6 protein-coding genes are annotated in these 16,703 nt (G+C 40.4%); 5 read left to right on the top strand and 1 reads right to left on the bottom strand.

Annotation, left to right across the window (positions count from 1 at the left end; genetic code table 11):
- Nucleotides 1–82: 82 nt before the first annotated feature.
- Nucleotides 83–3,145: a VPS10 domain-containing protein gene (locus tag BUR11_RS07135; protein ID WP_074224104.1), complete on the bottom strand. Its 3,063-nt coding sequence runs from the start codon at nt 3,143–3,145 to the stop codon at nt 83–85.
- Nucleotides 3,146–3,847: 702 nt separating this feature from the next.
- Between BUR11_RS07135 and BUR11_RS07130 the strand changes: the two genes are divergently transcribed.
- The 5 genes from BUR11_RS07130 (at nt 3,848) to BUR11_RS07110 (ending at nt 16,669) form a co-directional block, all read left to right on the top strand.
- Nucleotides 3,848–5,284: a hypothetical protein gene (locus BUR11_RS07130; RefSeq protein WP_074224103.1), complete on the top strand. Its 1,437-nt coding sequence runs from the start codon at nt 3,848–3,850 to the stop codon at nt 5,282–5,284.
- Nucleotides 5,281–6,834, top strand: coding sequence for an alkaline phosphatase family protein (locus BUR11_RS07125; protein WP_074224101.1), 1,554 nt, complete (start codon nt 5,281–5,283; stop codon nt 6,832–6,834). The genes BUR11_RS07130 and BUR11_RS07125 overlap by 4 nt, the downstream gene beginning before the upstream one ends.
- Nucleotides 6,835–6,867: 33 nt before the next feature.
- Entirely contained in the window at nt 6,868–11,430 is a 4,563-nt protein-coding gene (locus tag BUR11_RS07120) for a molybdopterin cofactor-binding domain-containing protein (RefSeq protein WP_074224100.1), read from the top strand.
- A 179-nt stretch (nt 11,431–11,609) separates the two neighbouring features.
- Nucleotides 11,610–13,634 (top strand): M13 family metallopeptidase, encoded by a 2,025-nt coding sequence (locus tag BUR11_RS07115; RefSeq protein ID WP_074224099.1) that lies wholly within the window; start codon nt 11,610–11,612, stop codon nt 13,632–13,634.
- A 212-nt stretch (nt 13,635–13,846) separates the two neighbouring features.
- Nucleotides 13,847–16,669 carry a hypothetical protein gene (locus tag BUR11_RS07110; protein ID WP_074224097.1) on the top strand — a complete coding sequence of 941 codons (2,823 nt, stop codon included), beginning with the start codon at nt 13,847–13,849 and terminating at the stop codon, nt 16,667–16,669.
- Nucleotides 16,670–16,703 lie beyond the last annotated feature (34 nt).

Here is a 16,703-nt window from a genome sequence, read left to right as displayed (position 1 = left end):
TCAGTCCCGTTCAATGATTGGGATGCTGAATGTGACATTTTTTATCGAATACTTATTATAGAGACAACCTCTTTAATTTAGTTTACTTTTTATCTATACTGATTTTCTCAGGTAAGACCTCATTTAACTTTTTAAACTCTCCGTTTAGGATGTCATTCAATTTAGATAAATGCTCTTCCAATTCACCCGATAGTTCCTCAAAAACAACATAGGATGCATCGGTTGGTTTAGCCTGACCGGATTCCACACTTCTTTGTAAGGAAGCCAAACGGTTATTCAATTTGATAGGAAAGTTCAAAGGATCCTGACCTGATTGATTTTGTACTTGATATAGGTCTTCTTCAATTACCCTCATTTTCGAAAGTACATCCTCAATTTGAGCTTTTACCTTGGCATTTGCTTTCACCTCATTGGCCTGAGCCCGAATGTCCCGAATCAAAATAACTGCCTCATTTGCTTCGGACACTTTATCTCTGATCGCCATTGCCAAGTCAAATTGTTCCTGAATATCTGCTGCTGTTACCCCCTCGAGATTTGGGTCCATTTCCAGTTTAAAAGAGGTGTTTTTCTCTACATCTCCAGTTTTCAAGGTGACATTATATTCTCCAATAGGGGCCATAGGACCTCTTTGTGGGCGTGCAGACCAAATGATCATTCCATCAAATACGGTTGCCCCTGGATACCGCATATTCCAGGTAAAGGTATTGAGGCCTTCCTTTAAACCAGGATTACTTCTACCTTCTTTTCCTTTGGTTCCAGTATAGGTATTGATCAAATTCCCCTCCACGTCTTTAATTTCGATGGTTACGGACTCAGCCTCTTCTGGTAAATAATATTGGATCGCAGCATCGTATACACCTCGTATAGGGTTAGCTGGTTTGAATAAAGCCACTTCATTGTTTGCACTCACTTCGACTGCTTCCCTCAAAGGTCTAATATCATCCAAGATCCAGAACCCACGGCCATGAGAACCCAACACCACATCGTCATTTTTCAAAACAAGATCTCTAATAGGGGTATCAGGCAAATTCAATTGAAGAGACTGCCATTTTGCTCCATCATTAAATGATACATACACGCCATGCTCAGTAGCCAAATACAATAGACCCGGCTTTTCTAAATCCTCGCGAATGGCTCTGGCGAAATGTCCATCTTCAATTCCATCGATAATTTTAGTCCAAGTCTTTCCATAATCCTTGGTTTTAAACACATATGGCTGTCTATCATCTACCTGATACCTATTTGCCGCCAAATACAAGGTGCCCGGCTGGAACTTACCTTCATCAATGATGCTGATTCTGGAAAACTTTGGTAAATCTGAAGGGGTAATATCCACCCAATTTTTCCCTCCATCTTGGGTGATGTGAACTTTTCCATCATCAGATCCTGCCCAAATCGTATTGACATCATGCATAGATGGGGCTAAAGCAAAGACTGTTGCATAGATCTCCGGACCATTCATATCCATGGTAATTACGCCTCCTGTTTTACCTAAAGTCTCAGGGTCAGCATAGGTTAAATCCGGGCTGATCTTTTCCCAAGTTTGACCGTCATTTGTGGTTTTCCATACATGCTGAGAGGTGGTATACATAATCGATGGATCCAAGGGAGAAAACATGATCGGGAAAGTCCACTGCCATCTTTCCGGAAGGGCAGAAGCCGGTTCGCCCGAGAAGAATCTTGGATACACCTGAATATCTCGGTATTGTCCGGTTTTTCTATTATAGCGCGTCAATAGTGCTCCCTGGGAACCAGCATAAAAAACATCCGGATCGGTTGGGCTTTGAGTAATCCATCCACTTTCTCCTCCACCAACGGCATAATGATAACCGTGTCCAGGACCTCTGCCTAACATATGATTCCATCCTTCCGAAGGCATGGCAAGAGTACTGTTGTCCTGCTGTGCACCAGCTACATGATAAGGAACATCAGAAGTGGTCATAACATGGTAAAATTGGGAAGTAGGATAATCTTCCTCTGTCCAAGTTTTGCCACCATTGATACTCACTACCCCTCCACCATCATTGGAGCTGATCATACGCATAGGATCATTTGGATCGATCCATAAGTCATGATTATCGCCATGGGGAACCGAAATTTCCACATCAAACGTTTCACCTCCATCAGTGGATTTCCAAAAATCTACATTCAACCCATAAACTGTATTTTTGTCTATAGGGTCTGCATAGATTCTAGAATAGTAAAAAGCCCTTTGTCTTAGTTTTCTTTCATCGTTTACCTTTTTCCATGTCTGACCCGCATCATCGGAGCGGAATACTCCTCCTTCATTTGCTTCCACAATTGCCCAAACACGATTGGGATCAGCAGGGGAGACAGTAACTCCAATCTTTCCAATTGGACCTTCAGGCATCCCAGGGTTTGAGGTCAAATCTGTCCAAGTATCTCCTCCATCCGTTGATTTCCATAGTTTGGAGTCAGGTCCACCTCCCCACATTTTCCAAGCTTTTCGGTACACCTGCCAGGTAGAGGCGTACAAGACATCAGGATTGGTCCGATCTATTATTAAATCTGCTGCACCTGCTTTATCACTTACATATAGGACCTTCTCCCAATTGTTTCCTCCATCCGTGGAGCGAAATACACCTCTTTCCTCATTTTCTCCATAAGGATGACCCAATGCAGCTACATAAACAATATCAGGATTGGTTGGATGGACTCTAATTCTTGATATAGCCTGGGTTTCTTTTAACCCTAAATGCCTCCAGGTTTCGCCACCATCCGTGGTTTTGTAAACCCCATCACCTTGGGTGATGCTTCCTCTCAGCTGAGTTTCTCCTCCTCCAATGTACACCACATCAGGGTTAGTTTCAGCCACAGCTACGGCACCGATACTAGAAGAAGAAATTTTTCCATCTGTGACAGGAAACCATTCATTTCCACCGTCGACGGTTTTCCATAATCCTCCTCCGGTAGCGCCAAAATAATATTCATTTTTTCTTCCGGGACTTCCAGAGGCCCCCAAAGATCTACCTCCACGATCAGGGCCAATATTCCTCCAGCTATAGCTACTATAAAAAGATGGATCCACCGTAGTAGATTCATCTTGTGCGAATACCTCATAGTCAGTAAACGCTAATCCAAGGCATATCAAGAATACCCGGATTGATTGGTAATTGTATTTCATAAAGGTTGATGGTTTTGTCAAAAATTAAAGTACAAAAAGTTCCAGTAAGCTTTGAATAGACTTTTTTGGACGGTTGATATGGCATGCTAAAAAGCTGGGGAAGTCATTAAAAAATTGATGGGCAAAAAATGGGGAAAGAAGCCACTCGGTTTTAGTCAAATATTGATTCTCCACATAAAACCAACGCAAATAAAATTGCTGATTACTAAAGTTAAACCATTCCAAAGTTTATCTTGTTATCTAATTGTAATCACCTGCAATATGATGATTATGAAATAAATGAGTTAATAGAAATTCGCGAAAACCAGATCTAGATTAGGTCTGGTTTTTTTTGAAAAGAATTTTAAACGTTGGATCGAGTAAGGAGCATTAAATAAAACCTATGTTTTTATAGAAGCTTGAATCTTCATTCAAAAAAATGAGCATTTATTTAAACTATTTTTTTCAAAGAATAATTGGGCTATTAAACTTATCCAAAACAACAGCTCTTCCTTTCAATAACAGCAAAAACCTGTTCATATAAATGAAAAAGAAGTTGGATCAGAAGAGCATTTTTTAAGTTCAGAAAAAAATCAATTTCTCTTTCCGTTATCTAAAATTTGATTCAAGAGTAATTAATTAAAACCTTAAGATTTAAGGATTTAAAATTTTATATTGATTTATACTTTTCAATTTTTTTTTACCCCTTAACCCAATTTTAAAATGCATACCATCAATTTTATGAAACGGGGAAAAGTCTGGATTGGCTTTTCCTTGATGCTATTTATTGTTCAATCTTGTTCGGTCTCTACAAATTCAAATACAGAAGGAAATGACGCCGCCAAATTTGTCAACAACAATTTTCCGGACTTTGGAAAGATGCTTAGTCCCGAGGAATTTCTCACGCAATACCCAGGTGAAAAAGTATTTGAGTTGAGTCAGGATTATCCTTTAACCATGCCCGATGAATCTCAACTTCCCGAGTTTTTGAATATTCCTTTCGATGAAGACGAGCATTGGATGGAATACATCAATGCAGTAAGGGATTATTCCTTTGAAGGAATGATCGAGGTGGATTTTGTTGCTCAAAAGAGTAAAGTGAGAAATTGGTACCATATGCCTTGGATGCATTGGGGACCACAAGGTTCGGAAGGTTTTCATGGTTTGGCAAAGGAAGCTGAAGTTGGTCCCTATCAATTGGGCCCGAATCAAACCGAATCCCATCAAACCTACGCCTTGGGTTTTTACAATGAATTTGCAGGGTACACGTTAGCCCAGATGTGGAAAGATGGAGACAATCCAAACGCATATGCCACACAAGCTCCCAATGGCTTCCCTGTGGGGACAGTCATTTTTAAACTACTTTTTACGGATGCAGATGAAACAGATGCAGATTATTTGGTGAACCCCATGACTTGGAATGCATACATTACCCCAACTTGGAATAATGGGTTAGACACTGGTAGAATTGTGAAGCCCATGCATTTAATACAAATGGATGTAATGGTCAGAGACCCAAGAGCAGACCAATATGGCACTGGTTGGGTCTTTGGAACCTTTTGCTACAACGGAAAGCTCAATAATGGAAAAGAAGGCTCCATGCGAGCTGAAAACTTGGTTCCTGTTGGAATACAGTTTGGAAATGACCCTCAGGATACCACCAATTTCATCAATCCATATCCTGTCAAACGAACCATTATCAATCCAAATTTAAAGCAAACCAAGATCAATCCTGATTCAACCCAATTGCCACCACAGCATTTGGGCTGGGGGGGAAGATTAGATGGCCCTGTAGATTTAAACACTTCCTCCTGCATGTCTTGTCATGCTACTGCTGAATTTCCACAAGTAGCTCCATTGGTTCCAAAAGAAGCCTTTATTGGAGACACCAACGCCATGGGACAATTGACAAAACTGACAGAAACACAAGCGGAAGCATTCAGAAAATATTTCCAAAATTTAAGATGTGCCACCCCTTACACTGACAATGCCACTTCCTGTGATTTCTCTCTGCAGGTTTCACTTGCACTTGGATATTTCACGGAATGGAAAGATGAAGATGTAGCAGGTTATTGGACCAGTGAATACGAACGATTACCGGTGATGATGAACCGTGATGGATCCCCAAAAGTAGAACCAAATGAACCCCAACAACCATGAGCCAATATTTAGAAGAACAAAAAGAAAGATTACAAAATAACATCAATCACATCGTGGTATTGATGCTGGAAAATAGATCTTTTGACAACTTATTGGGTTGGTTGTACTATGACGAAAAGCCCTGTAATAATCAGGAATTTGAAGGGTTAAATGATGGTCTTTGGAACCCATTGGATAACATCGATTCAGATGGTATTCCATTTATTGAAAAAGTGGGAGTGGAGCAGAATGGAGCAAAAAAATATAAATACGGAAGAGAAGTAGATAATCCCGTGAATTTTTGCCTTCCAGATCCAGATCCGGGAGAAGGCTTTAAAGACACCAATTATCAACTATTTAGTTTCTACCAGGTAGCTGAGAACTATACCCCGGCTCCTGTCAATATGGGCTTTGTTCAAAATTATCAAAATGCCATGTTGTACGGAGCATATAGCTTTGGTGACAACCCTACTAATCCGAGGGATATCATGAAGTGTTACACACCTGCACAGACTCCAGTACTATCCGGACTGGCCAAAGGATTTGCAGTTTGTGATCAATACCACTGTTCTGTCCCAAGTCAAACCTTGCCTAATCGAAGTTTTGTCCACGCAGCTACTTCAGGTGGCAATGTCAATAATTCACCCAATGCTTTTTGTGATCAGAAAACCATTTACAATCAGATCCAAGATGCCATTGACACCCAAAAGCGAACCGATTTAAGTTGGGGAATTTTTGGAAACAATTTGATGCCAACCTCGGAGCGAAAGAAAGAGGAAGATGCTGCAGGAGAATTTGAAAAGGATTACTTCTCCCTGACCAGACTCTGTATGACCGAATTACATGATTCAAAATACGATTCCAATTTTGGGACATTAGATCAATTTATTCAGAAATGTCAGGAAGGTAATCTACCCAGTTACTCATTTTTAGAGCCTACCTATGGGGGAGATGATCAAAATGATCAACACCCACCAAATGATATCAGACCTGGGGAACAATTAATTGCTGAGGTCTACCATGCAATCAAAAACTCTAAGGTATTTGATTCCACCTTACTGATCATTACCTATGATGAACATGGAGGATGTTATGATCATGTAGCACCTCCCGGAGAAGCCAAAAACCCTGATCCAACTAATACTCCAGGACAAGATGGCTTCCTTTTTAATCGATTTGGTGTGAGAGTTCCCTGTGTATTAATCAACCCTTACATATCAGAAGGGCTTATTGCCAGACCCAGTGGCTATGTTCCATATGACCATACCTCCATTATCAAGACCGTTCAGGAATGCTTCCAATTGGAAGGAAACTTAACAGAACGTGATAAAGCAGCACCAAGCTTATCAGGAGTCTTGACACTTTCAAAGGCAAGAACTGATTTTCCTGAGGTAACTCCTTTGGCTTGGGATACAAAAGTCGATGTATCTCATGTAAATGATTTACATAGAACCATGGCCAAAATAGTGAATGACTTGAGTGGTATTCCTCAAAAAGAACAAGAAAGTACCCTCACTTACCTTCAGAAGAATTTTAAGAAACTTTTTATCACAAGACCGGCAAGTTCTTAAACTGCTAGAGCTTCCTTTTTAACATTCAATACCATGAACAATAGCGTTTCATTTTTCCTCAATGGAGAAGAAGTTACCATTACCAACCCAAAACCTGACTTACTCTTATTGGATTATTTACGATCCAATGAAGTAGGACTAACTGGAGCCAAAAAAGGATGTGGCCAAGGGGGGTGTGGTGCTTGTACTGTCATTTTATCTACCTGGAATGAAAAAAATCAGGCAGCTGAACACAAGTCAATCAATTCATGCCTAAGGCCGGTTTGCGCCTTGGGAGGGATGGCTATCACCACTATTGAAGGTACGGGAGGTATTAAAAGACCAGAAAACAAACATTTGACTTTTACACCTTCTTCCTCAAGGGGAGCCTCTAATTTAGCTGTAACAGCCCCTCCGGCTTGGAATAAAAACAAAGCAGATCTACTTGATTCCAGTACTAGTAGAAAAGAAAAAGTTAGGCAGCAGTTAGCATCAATTTCAACTAATTCCATCTCATCCAACTGTTTATCTGAGCAGGAAAATCAAGATCTGCATGAGGGGATAAATCCAGTAGCCCACCGCTTGGCGGTCAACAATGGAACTCAATGTGGGTATTGCACGGTGGGATTTGTCATGAATATGTCGGCATTTTTAGCAGCAAACCCTTCACCTACAAAAAAGGAAATTGAATCAATTTTCGATGGAAATATTTGTCGATGTACGGGATATAGATCTATCCTCACTGGAATGAAAACTTTTGCCTCTGATTGGAGTGCGGAAGATGAGGCACAACGAATGAAGTGCCTAACTGAGGATAAATGTCAACAAGTCCTTGTTCATGAGTCCATCAACATCCCTTTTCCAAAAGCTGCAAAGATGGCATTACCGCCTATTTCTATCCTAAACTCCACGCAGAAATGGCTTAGCCCAGAGACTGTGGATGAGTTGAAAGATATATTGAGAAAGAACCCGCCTGATACCACCCAAATCGTTTTTGGAAATACATCCTTTGGGGTTTATGCCGAAGAGTTCCCCAAATTCAAATTATTCGTCGATATCAAATTAATTCCTGAACTATATGGGATTTCCAAAAGTGAGAAAGGACTTGAAGTAGGTGCTTCTACCACATACTCTGAATTATTAACCCATTTAGACCAGCTCATCAAAAAAGAAAATTTAGCTCCAACTTCTAGAATTGGAGCTATTCAATATATGGTCCATAGAACAGCTGGAATGATTGTTAGAAACGCGGCATCCATTGCAGGAAATACCATGCTTGAATTAAAACATATTCAAAGTGGCCCACCTTTTCCATCGGATTTATTTACGGCGCTCTTTGGAACGGATTCTGAAATCAGGATTTTAAGGGTGAAGTCAGGCAAAGAATCTCGAATCAAGATTTCAGTTTTGATTCAGCAGTTATTAAAAGCACCTGAAATGGTACATGATCTAATCATTTTGGGATATTTCATTCCTTTTGGAAATGCAAATGAGGTGACCTTATCTCAAAAAGTAGCTCTGAGAGAAGTGAATTCCCATTCTATTGTTAACAATTGTACCAGAATAGAACTTGACCAGAATTTAAAAGTAAAAGAAGTTTCCATCGTATTTGCTGGAATTGCCCCTGTTGCTTGGAAAGCTTCTAGTTCAGAACAATGGTTAAAGGGCAAGACCTTAGACTTAGACCTGTTACCCAAATTGACTACAATCCTAAGAAGAGAAGTTCAAAAGGAGTTGAATCAATGGGAAAGTCAAGGAAGATATGAGTCCATTCCATCCGAGGGCTTTACCGATGAGTACAAAACCAACTTGGCAATTTCATTTCTATATAAAGCAGTAATCAGGACTCTTTTAGAAAAATCAACCCAGGGGGTGCCAACTGATCTTTCATCAGCAGGAGATATTAATTGGGGAAACTGGGGTTTAAGTAATGGAACCCAATCATATGAAATTCAGGACTTTAAAAAACCTCTTTCTCAACCATACATCAAGTTAATGGCTTTTCATCAAGCCATGGGGCAAGTACATTATACGCATGAGATTCCGCTACCTCCTGTGGGTAAGAATGCTGCATTTATTCAATCCAAAAAATCCCTTGCCAATTATCATTTTATAAACCCTGACTCGAAAGAGAATATTAATGAAGAAGTTTTGGAACGTATTCTCAGGGATAAGTTTCCTTCCTTTTTTAAGCTGATCAATTCAAAGGATATCCCTGTTGGGGGAATGAACCTGCAGGGGATGGCTTTTGATCAACCTGTTTTTGCTACAGATAACATTCTTTATCCTGGACAAGCCATTGCCATGGTCATCGCACAAACAGAGCAAGATGCCATTGAAATCGCAGAATATGCCTCATGTAATTGCGTAGGCTATTCTCCCATCACTTGGCAAAATGCAGGAAAAGACCAATGGGATAAAAGTTGGGAAGAGCCCATTGTTTCTATTGAGGACGCCATTAAAAAAGGCAGCATTTTTCCAGATTGCCCAAGTACAGCCTCCTTCGTTTCTCATATATGGAAAATCACCAGACCCGGTACGGAGCTGTACTGGGTAAATCTGAAGAGGGACCCTTTGGATAAAACCCCAAATTTAAGGAAAGAGAAAATAGATGGGGCTTCCTGCCTGGTGGTAGAAAACACCCAGATTTCGGGAGAGCAAGTCCATTTTTATATGGAAACTCAAGCCTGCGTAGCATTTCCGGAAGATGATGACCAAATCTTAGTCCATCCCTCTTCCCAAAGTCCCATGGAAATGCACCAAACAGTCGCAAGTACCTTGGCTGCAGAGCATAATAAAGTGAACGTGGACATCCGACAATTAGGAGGGGGGTATGGAGGAAAGACCGAGCAAGCAAAATTTGTTGCTGCTCCGGTAGCAGTAGCAGCCCATGCTTTGAATAGACCAATCCGACTGGCAATGAAGCGGGAACATGATACCGCGATGATAGGAAAGCGTCATGGATATTATGGTCAGTACCAAATTGCTGTAGATCAAGGCAAATTACGGGAAGAGGACCGAGGGATCATCAGAGGCTTACATCTGAAGATCTGGGCGGACGGAGGAGCATTTTATGATTGTTCCTATATCGTATCCAACTGTGTTCAGTTACGAATTGACAATGCCTACAAGGTCAAAAATTTCGAAAGTCAATTAGATGTATGTAGAACCAATAAAGCTCCTAATACAGCCATGAGAGCCTTTGGAGATATACAAGGCAAACTCATTTTAGAAAATGCGATTGATGATGGTGCATTCTCTATCGGAATGGATCCTGTGGAATTTAGAAGGAAAAACATGTATGTAAGAGGGGATGTAACCCCTTTTGGACAGGCCCTTTCCTATTGCTACATGCGGGATGTCTGGAAATATGTGGAAGAAAAAAGCAATTACCGGGAAAAGCTCCAAGAAGTGGATGCATTCAATAAAGCCAATAAATGGAAAAAAAGAGGAGTGTATATGATTCCGGTAAAATACGGTTCCGGTTATAATCTGGTCATGATCGAGCAGGCAGCAGCAATTGTTTCGGTGTATTCTGGGGATGGAAGTGTTTCAATCAATCAAGGAGGAGTAGATATGGGGCAGGGCATGATGACCAAAGTTGAACAAGTTGCCGCATACGTGTTGAATATTCCTATGGAGTTAATTCAAATTCACAGTCCCACTACCAAAAGCATTCCCAATCCCACAAGTACCGGAGGTTCTACCGGAACTGCCTATAATGGAGAAGCAGTGAAGCAGGCTTGTGAGAAAATGCGAAGTAGAATTACCGAATTTGGCTTCAAGCTCTTAAAAGACCATGGAGAAGAATGGTGTAAAGAACAGGGAATTGACTTTTGGAATCATGGCTCAGCAGGTTGGTCTGCTTCCATAAAAAGGCCCATCGATCAACATCCTAAATTAATTTGGCAAAACTTGGTGGCATTAGCCTATCAATATCGAGTAGATTTAATAGCATCATTTACAGCACCGATTCCTGGAGGAACCACTCCAATTCCTGCCATGACCTTCAAACCAAACAGTGAAAACAAGGCGATCCCAGGAATTGATTTAGCCAAGGTACCAAGTACAGCTGGGGTGGTGGACTCCTTTGTAGGATTTACATTTTCTGCAGCATGCTCGGAAGTAGAGGTAGATATTCTCACTGGAGAGGTAAAGATTTTAAAATCTGATATTGTTTTTGATATGGGATGGAGTTTAAACCCTGCCATTGACATAGGTCAGGTAGAAGGAGCATTTGTCCAAGGAGTGGGATATGTATTGACAGAAAAATTGGTCTTTGAACCTAATGGAGAGGAAAAAGGAAGGTTGAATACCTTAAACACTTGGACCTATAAGCCACCGGCGATCACTACCATCCCCTTGGAAATGAATACTTATTTATATCCAAGATCCAACTCTTCAGAAGTGCCTGAAAACCCTAATGGGCTTTTTTCATCCAAAGAAGTAGGGGAGCCTCCTTTGGTTTTGGCCACCAGTGTATTCTTTGCCATAAAATCAGCCATTCGAGCTTCTAGATTGGAACGAGGTCTGTCTGGGTATTTTAAATTAGATGCCCCAGCCACAGTTCAGGAAGTAAGTAGGGTATTGGAAGTAAAGAAGCAGGATTTTAAATAAAATCTTTCCAAATCAACTCAAGACCTCAATAGTGTAGTGCTGTTGAGGTTTTTTTGCATCTGAAATCTTCCAAATCGAAAAGGACTTTCTTACAGCTTGTATTTTCTCTTTATATAAATGGAAATTGCATCCTGCTCATTTTCAGCTAAATTTCTTGACTTAAAAAGACCACCATCCTTATGAAAAAAATCCTTTACGCTTCTCTGGCTCTTCTAGCAGCTTGTACCACTGGTCCTGACATGAAAGAAGAGCAAGTTCGAGAGCATTTTATCAAAGTAGATGAAATCAATCCTGCCATTCGTCCAGGGGATAATTTCTTCATGCATGTCAATGGCACTTGGTATGATACCGTCAAAATAGCTGATGATCAAGTAGGAGTAGGCTCCTATTCCTTTTTAAATATTCCCCAAAAACAGTTATTGGAAAATATTTTAACTGAAGTATCAAAAGAAGCGCATCCCAAGGGGAGTATTGAACAAAAAGTAGGGGATTTTTATGCCTCTGGAATGGATACAGCTGCCATTAATGCGAGAGGCTATGAACCCATTATTCCAATTTTAGAGCAAATTGAGGCTATCAGCCGCCTTTCCGACCTACACCAATTTGTAACTTCTGAATTGAAGTCAAATAATCAAACCCTGATTGGGTTAAGAATATCTCCTGATGATGAGAACAGTAGCATCAACATTGTTCATCTCAGCCAAACTGGTATAGGCTTACCTGACAGGGATTACTACTTCAATACTGATTCCTCTACCATTGGTATTCAAAAGGCATATCAACATTACCTGGCCACCCTATTTCAATTGACTGGTAGTACAGAAACAGAGGCTACTAACGCCGCTGAAAAGACTTATGAGCTAGAGAAATCCTTGGCAGAATCCCATAAGACTAGAATCCAGCGCAGAGTTGTAAAAGAAAACTACCATAAGTTGTCTGTAGATGATATTGAAACAGAAAACGGGAACATTGGTCTACAAGCTATTCTAACGGAGTTAGGTCTTTCTGCAGATTCTGTCGATGTTAGGCAACCTGCATATTACAATAAGTTAAACGCCATGCTTGGCTCAGTTCCACTGGAAGATTGGAAAACCTACCTGAAAGCGAGCACATTGGTCAACTATGCAGATATCTTAAGTACCCCTTTCGAAAATGCAGCTTTTGAATATTCGAAGGTTGTTTCTGGACAATCCACTCAATTGACTCGAGCACAACAAATGGTACAGAAAGTGGACAGACAGTTGGGTTTTGACTTGGGACAATTATATGTCAAAAGATACTTCAATGAAGATGCAAAACAACGTGTTTTAACCCTTGTCAATAACCTCCAAAAGGCATTCGAAAGTAGAATCAATAAGCTGGATTGGATGAGTGACAGTACTAAAACTCAAGCAAAAGAAAAGTTGTATTCCATTACCAAAAAGATCGGTTACCCTGATGAATGGAGAGAATACAAGGTCTCCATTGACAAGAACAACTACTTTGAAAACGTCATAGCCCTTAGAAAAGACGAAAGTCAATATCAGTTGGCTAAATTTGGAAAAGCCCCAAATAGAGCTGAGTGGGGAACCACTCCAAGCACTGTAACAGCTTATTACAATCCCTCATTAAACGAGATCGTCTTTCCAGCCGGGATTCTTCAATACCCTTATTTTGACTTCTATGCGGATGATGCTGTGAACTATGGAGGAATTGGAATGGTGATTGGACATGAATTGACTCATGCTTTTGATGATCAAGGTTCTCAGTTTGATAAAGATGGAAATGTAAAAAATTGGTGGACAACAGAGGACTATGAAAAATTCAAGGCCAAAACTCAGCAATTGATCGATCGCTATGACACCTATACGGTATTAGATTCTGTTCACATTAAAGGAGCCATGACCATTGGGGAAAATACAGCAGATAATGGAGGAATCTACATCGCTTACGATGCATTTAAACTCACAGAACAAGGGCAGGACACTACCAAGATAGATGGGTATACCCCAGATCAACGTTTTTGTCTATCTATTGCCAATATTTGGAGAGTGAAAGTGAGGGATGAGTATATGAGAACCTATGTCAATACCAATTCCCACTCCCCAGCTATGTGGAGAGTCAATGGTCCTCTGATGAATTTTGAACCATTCTATCAAGCTTTTGACATTCAGCCCGGGGACAAAAACTTTAAACCTGAAGAGCAACGGATTAAAATCTGGTAGGTAAAAAAAAATCATAAATGCTGTTTTTCGAAAGGCGAACTCTTCACTAGTAGAGTTCGCCTTTTTAGGATCCATCCCATATCATGGGCTACAAGGAAAGAAATGTTCAAGTCACTTTCCTTAATTTTTCGATTTTCTTATACATTCTTTTTAAAAATTCTTTTGGAATTAAGGAGACATAGCTTTCTTTGTTAAAACCCATTTTTCTTCAAATGAAAATTAGCCTAAACATATTACCTAGCCTTTTCTTACTGGGAACCTTCTTTATAGTTCAATCTTCCTATTCCCAAACGGATTGGCTTTTGGATAATTCGACGTACAAAGCCAGAATTATTGAGGGAACCGAAGAATTGGAACTTACAAACGGCTTGGTCAAAAGAGTGATTAAAATATCCCCAAATGCCGCAACCATTCGACTGGATAATTTAACAAGTGGAGAATCCTATTTAAGGGGAGTAAAACCGGAAGCAGAAGTTCAGATCAACGGAGTTAATTACGAAGTAGGTGGATTGAATGGACAGCCTAACTATGCATTTTTGAAAGAAGAGTGGATCAAGGACCTTCATAATTCCAACGCAGCCATGCAATTTAATGGCTACGAAATCCTGGAAACAGAAACCCCATTTGAATGGGCTAAAATACGTTATGGTGATTTGGACAGACCCTGGCCTCCAAAAGGGGTTCACCTTCGATTGGATTTCAAACTACCTGAACAAAACAAGTTATTAGAATCTAATGACCCTCTTCCAAGTTTTCTTGGCAGGAAAAAAATCTATTCCACTGAATTCAATGAACTAGACCCAACTTGGAGCACTCATGAATCTACCTCACATCCAAGATCCTCGTTTGAAAATGAGGGGAAAATAGGTGAGATCTACACCCTCCAAAACTCTGCAGTATATGTAGAGCGGAAATTGGAAGAGGATACCAAAATCATTGAAGCCACCTTTAGTACAGGTACAGATCAATCCAAAGAATATGGTCCTGGGATCACCTTGGTATGGCCTGATCAAACTATCAAATTTTTCTTAAGACCGGGTGGAAATTCCTATGATGATGGAATTCCTATGTTTGGACTTTGGAACGGCAAAGAACAAATCAGGGCTGCTGGAGGAAGACAAAAACTGGATCTTTCTACTCCTTGGTCTTTAAGATTTCGTGTCACAGAAAAGGCAGTGTATTGTGAAGCCAAACCAAAAAATGGCGGCTGGATGACCATTGAAACCCTTCCTGCTTTTTCAAGTATGCCAACCCATGTTAGGATTGGAAAAAGTGATGGAAATGGAAACCCACAGGATGGGGATGAATTAGGGGAATTGGTTCGCCTACAAGTCTTGGATTTTGCCCTATATGGTTCAATAGATCAATCTGTAAAAAACAGTTTACAACCTGGAGATGTAACGGTATCCGTACATTACGAATTGTATGATGGTATCCCTGTATTCGGAAAATGGATAACTGTCAAAAATCAAAGTCCAAAGGATATCAATCTAGATGAATTTACCAGTGAGATCATTGCTGCAGTAGAATATGAATCCAAAGTTGAAGTAAGAGAAAATACAGTTTTTAAAAAACCCAATATTCATGTAGAAACGGATATGGCGTTTGCTAGTATGTCAGCCGATGATGCAAATGCACATTTGGTAAAATGGTTACCGGATCCTGACTATTCTACTCAAGTAAACTACCTAAGACAGACCCCTAGCTTATTGAAGGTCAGCCCAGAATATGGTCCAGATCAAACCATTGCCCCAGGAGAGGAATTTACTTCCTTCCGAACTTTTGTGTTACCTCATGATAGTTATGATCGGGAAAGGAAAGGTCTTGCGATGAGAAGGATGTATAAAACTCTTGCCCCTTGGACTACAGAAAATCCCTTGATGATGCATGCTCGATTTGCAGATTGGAAACGGGTGAAAACAGCCATTGATCAAGCTTCAGAAGTGGGATTTGAAATGGTCATTTTGACTTTTGGAAGTGGATTTAACATAGAAGACGATAGCGAAGAGTATCTTGCAGAAATGAAGCGATACGCGGATTATGCCAAAAGTAAAGGAGTAGAGATAGGAGGCTATTCCTTGCTCGCTTCCAGAAGTATCGATGCTTCAACTAATGTGGTCATGCCAGAAGGGATGAGACCTACTTTTGGAAACTCTCCTTGTATAGAAAGTGAATGGGGACAAGCCTACTTCCGGAAGCTATATAACTTTTATGAAAAATCCGGTTTTACCTTATTGGAACATGATGGTTCTTATCCTGGAGATGTTTGTGCTTCGGAAGATCATCCCGGGCACAAGGGATTGAATGATAGTCGTTGGAATCAATATCGTACCATTTCCAATTTCTACAAATGGAGCCGATCAAAAGGCATATATCTGAATATTCCCGATTACTATTTCATGACAGGAGGAAGTAAAATTGCGATGGGTTACCGGGAGGTTAACTGGAGTCTGCCAAGAAATGAGCAATTGGTTCATGCCCGTCAAAATATCTATGATGGTACCTGGGAGAAGACTTCTACCATGGGTTGGATGTTTGTTCCCTTAACCGAATATCACGGAGGAGGAGAAGCTGCTACCATCGAACCATTAAACGAACATTTGGCGCATTACGAAATGATGATGGCCAGTAATTTAGGTGCAGGTGTTCAGGCCTGTTATCGGGGACCTCGACTTTTTGATTCAGAAGAAACCAAAAACATGGTAAAAGGCATGGTAGGTTGGTACAAGGAACATCGTCAGGTTTTGGAAGGAGATATCATCCATCTGAAAAGAGCTACTGGCAACGATCTGGATTATTGGCTGAATGTCAACCCTTCTGGAGAAGAGAAAGGTATGTTGGTGGTGTATAACCCTACCAATCAAGAGATTACCAAAAAGATAAAAGTACCTCTCTACTATACGGGGCTTACCGATGAAACCAGAATCACCACCAAATCAGGAGATTCCACCAATCTTCGTCTAAACCGTGATTATTCGGTAGAAATTGAAGTAACTGTACCAAGTAATGGTGATTCTTGGGTATTGTTTCAATAAAAAAAGAAATACGATTTAAAAAGAACTTAGAAAC

It is taken from the genome of Algoriphagus halophilus (genome assembly GCF_900129785.1).
Taxonomy (GTDB): domain Bacteria; phylum Bacteroidota; class Bacteroidia; order Cytophagales; family Cyclobacteriaceae; genus Algoriphagus; species Algoriphagus halophilus.
This window is presented reverse-complemented; position numbering and strand designations above follow the sequence as displayed.

Bases quoted from the DNA above. Each gene is read 5' to 3' on its own strand.
- BUR11_RS07110 (WP_074224097.1), top strand. From the start codon at position 13,847: ATGAAAATTAGCCTAAACATATTACCTAGCCTTTTCTTACTGGGAACC.
- BUR11_RS07125 (WP_074224101.1), top strand. From the start codon at position 5,281: ATGAGCCAATATTTAGAAGAACAAAAAGAAAGATTACAAAATAACATC.
- BUR11_RS07115 (WP_074224099.1), top strand. From the start codon at position 11,610: ATGAAAAAAATCCTTTACGCTTCTCTGGCTCTTCTAGCAGCTTGTACC.
- BUR11_RS07120 (WP_074224100.1), top strand. From the start codon at position 6,868: ATGAACAATAGCGTTTCATTTTTCCTCAATGGAGAAGAAGTTACCATT.
- BUR11_RS07135 (WP_074224104.1), bottom strand. From the start codon at position 3,145: ATGAAATACAATTACCAATCAATCCGGGTATTCTTGATATGCCTTGGA.
- BUR11_RS07130 (WP_074224103.1), top strand. From the start codon at position 3,848: ATGCATACCATCAATTTTATGAAACGGGGAAAAGTCTGGATTGGCTTT.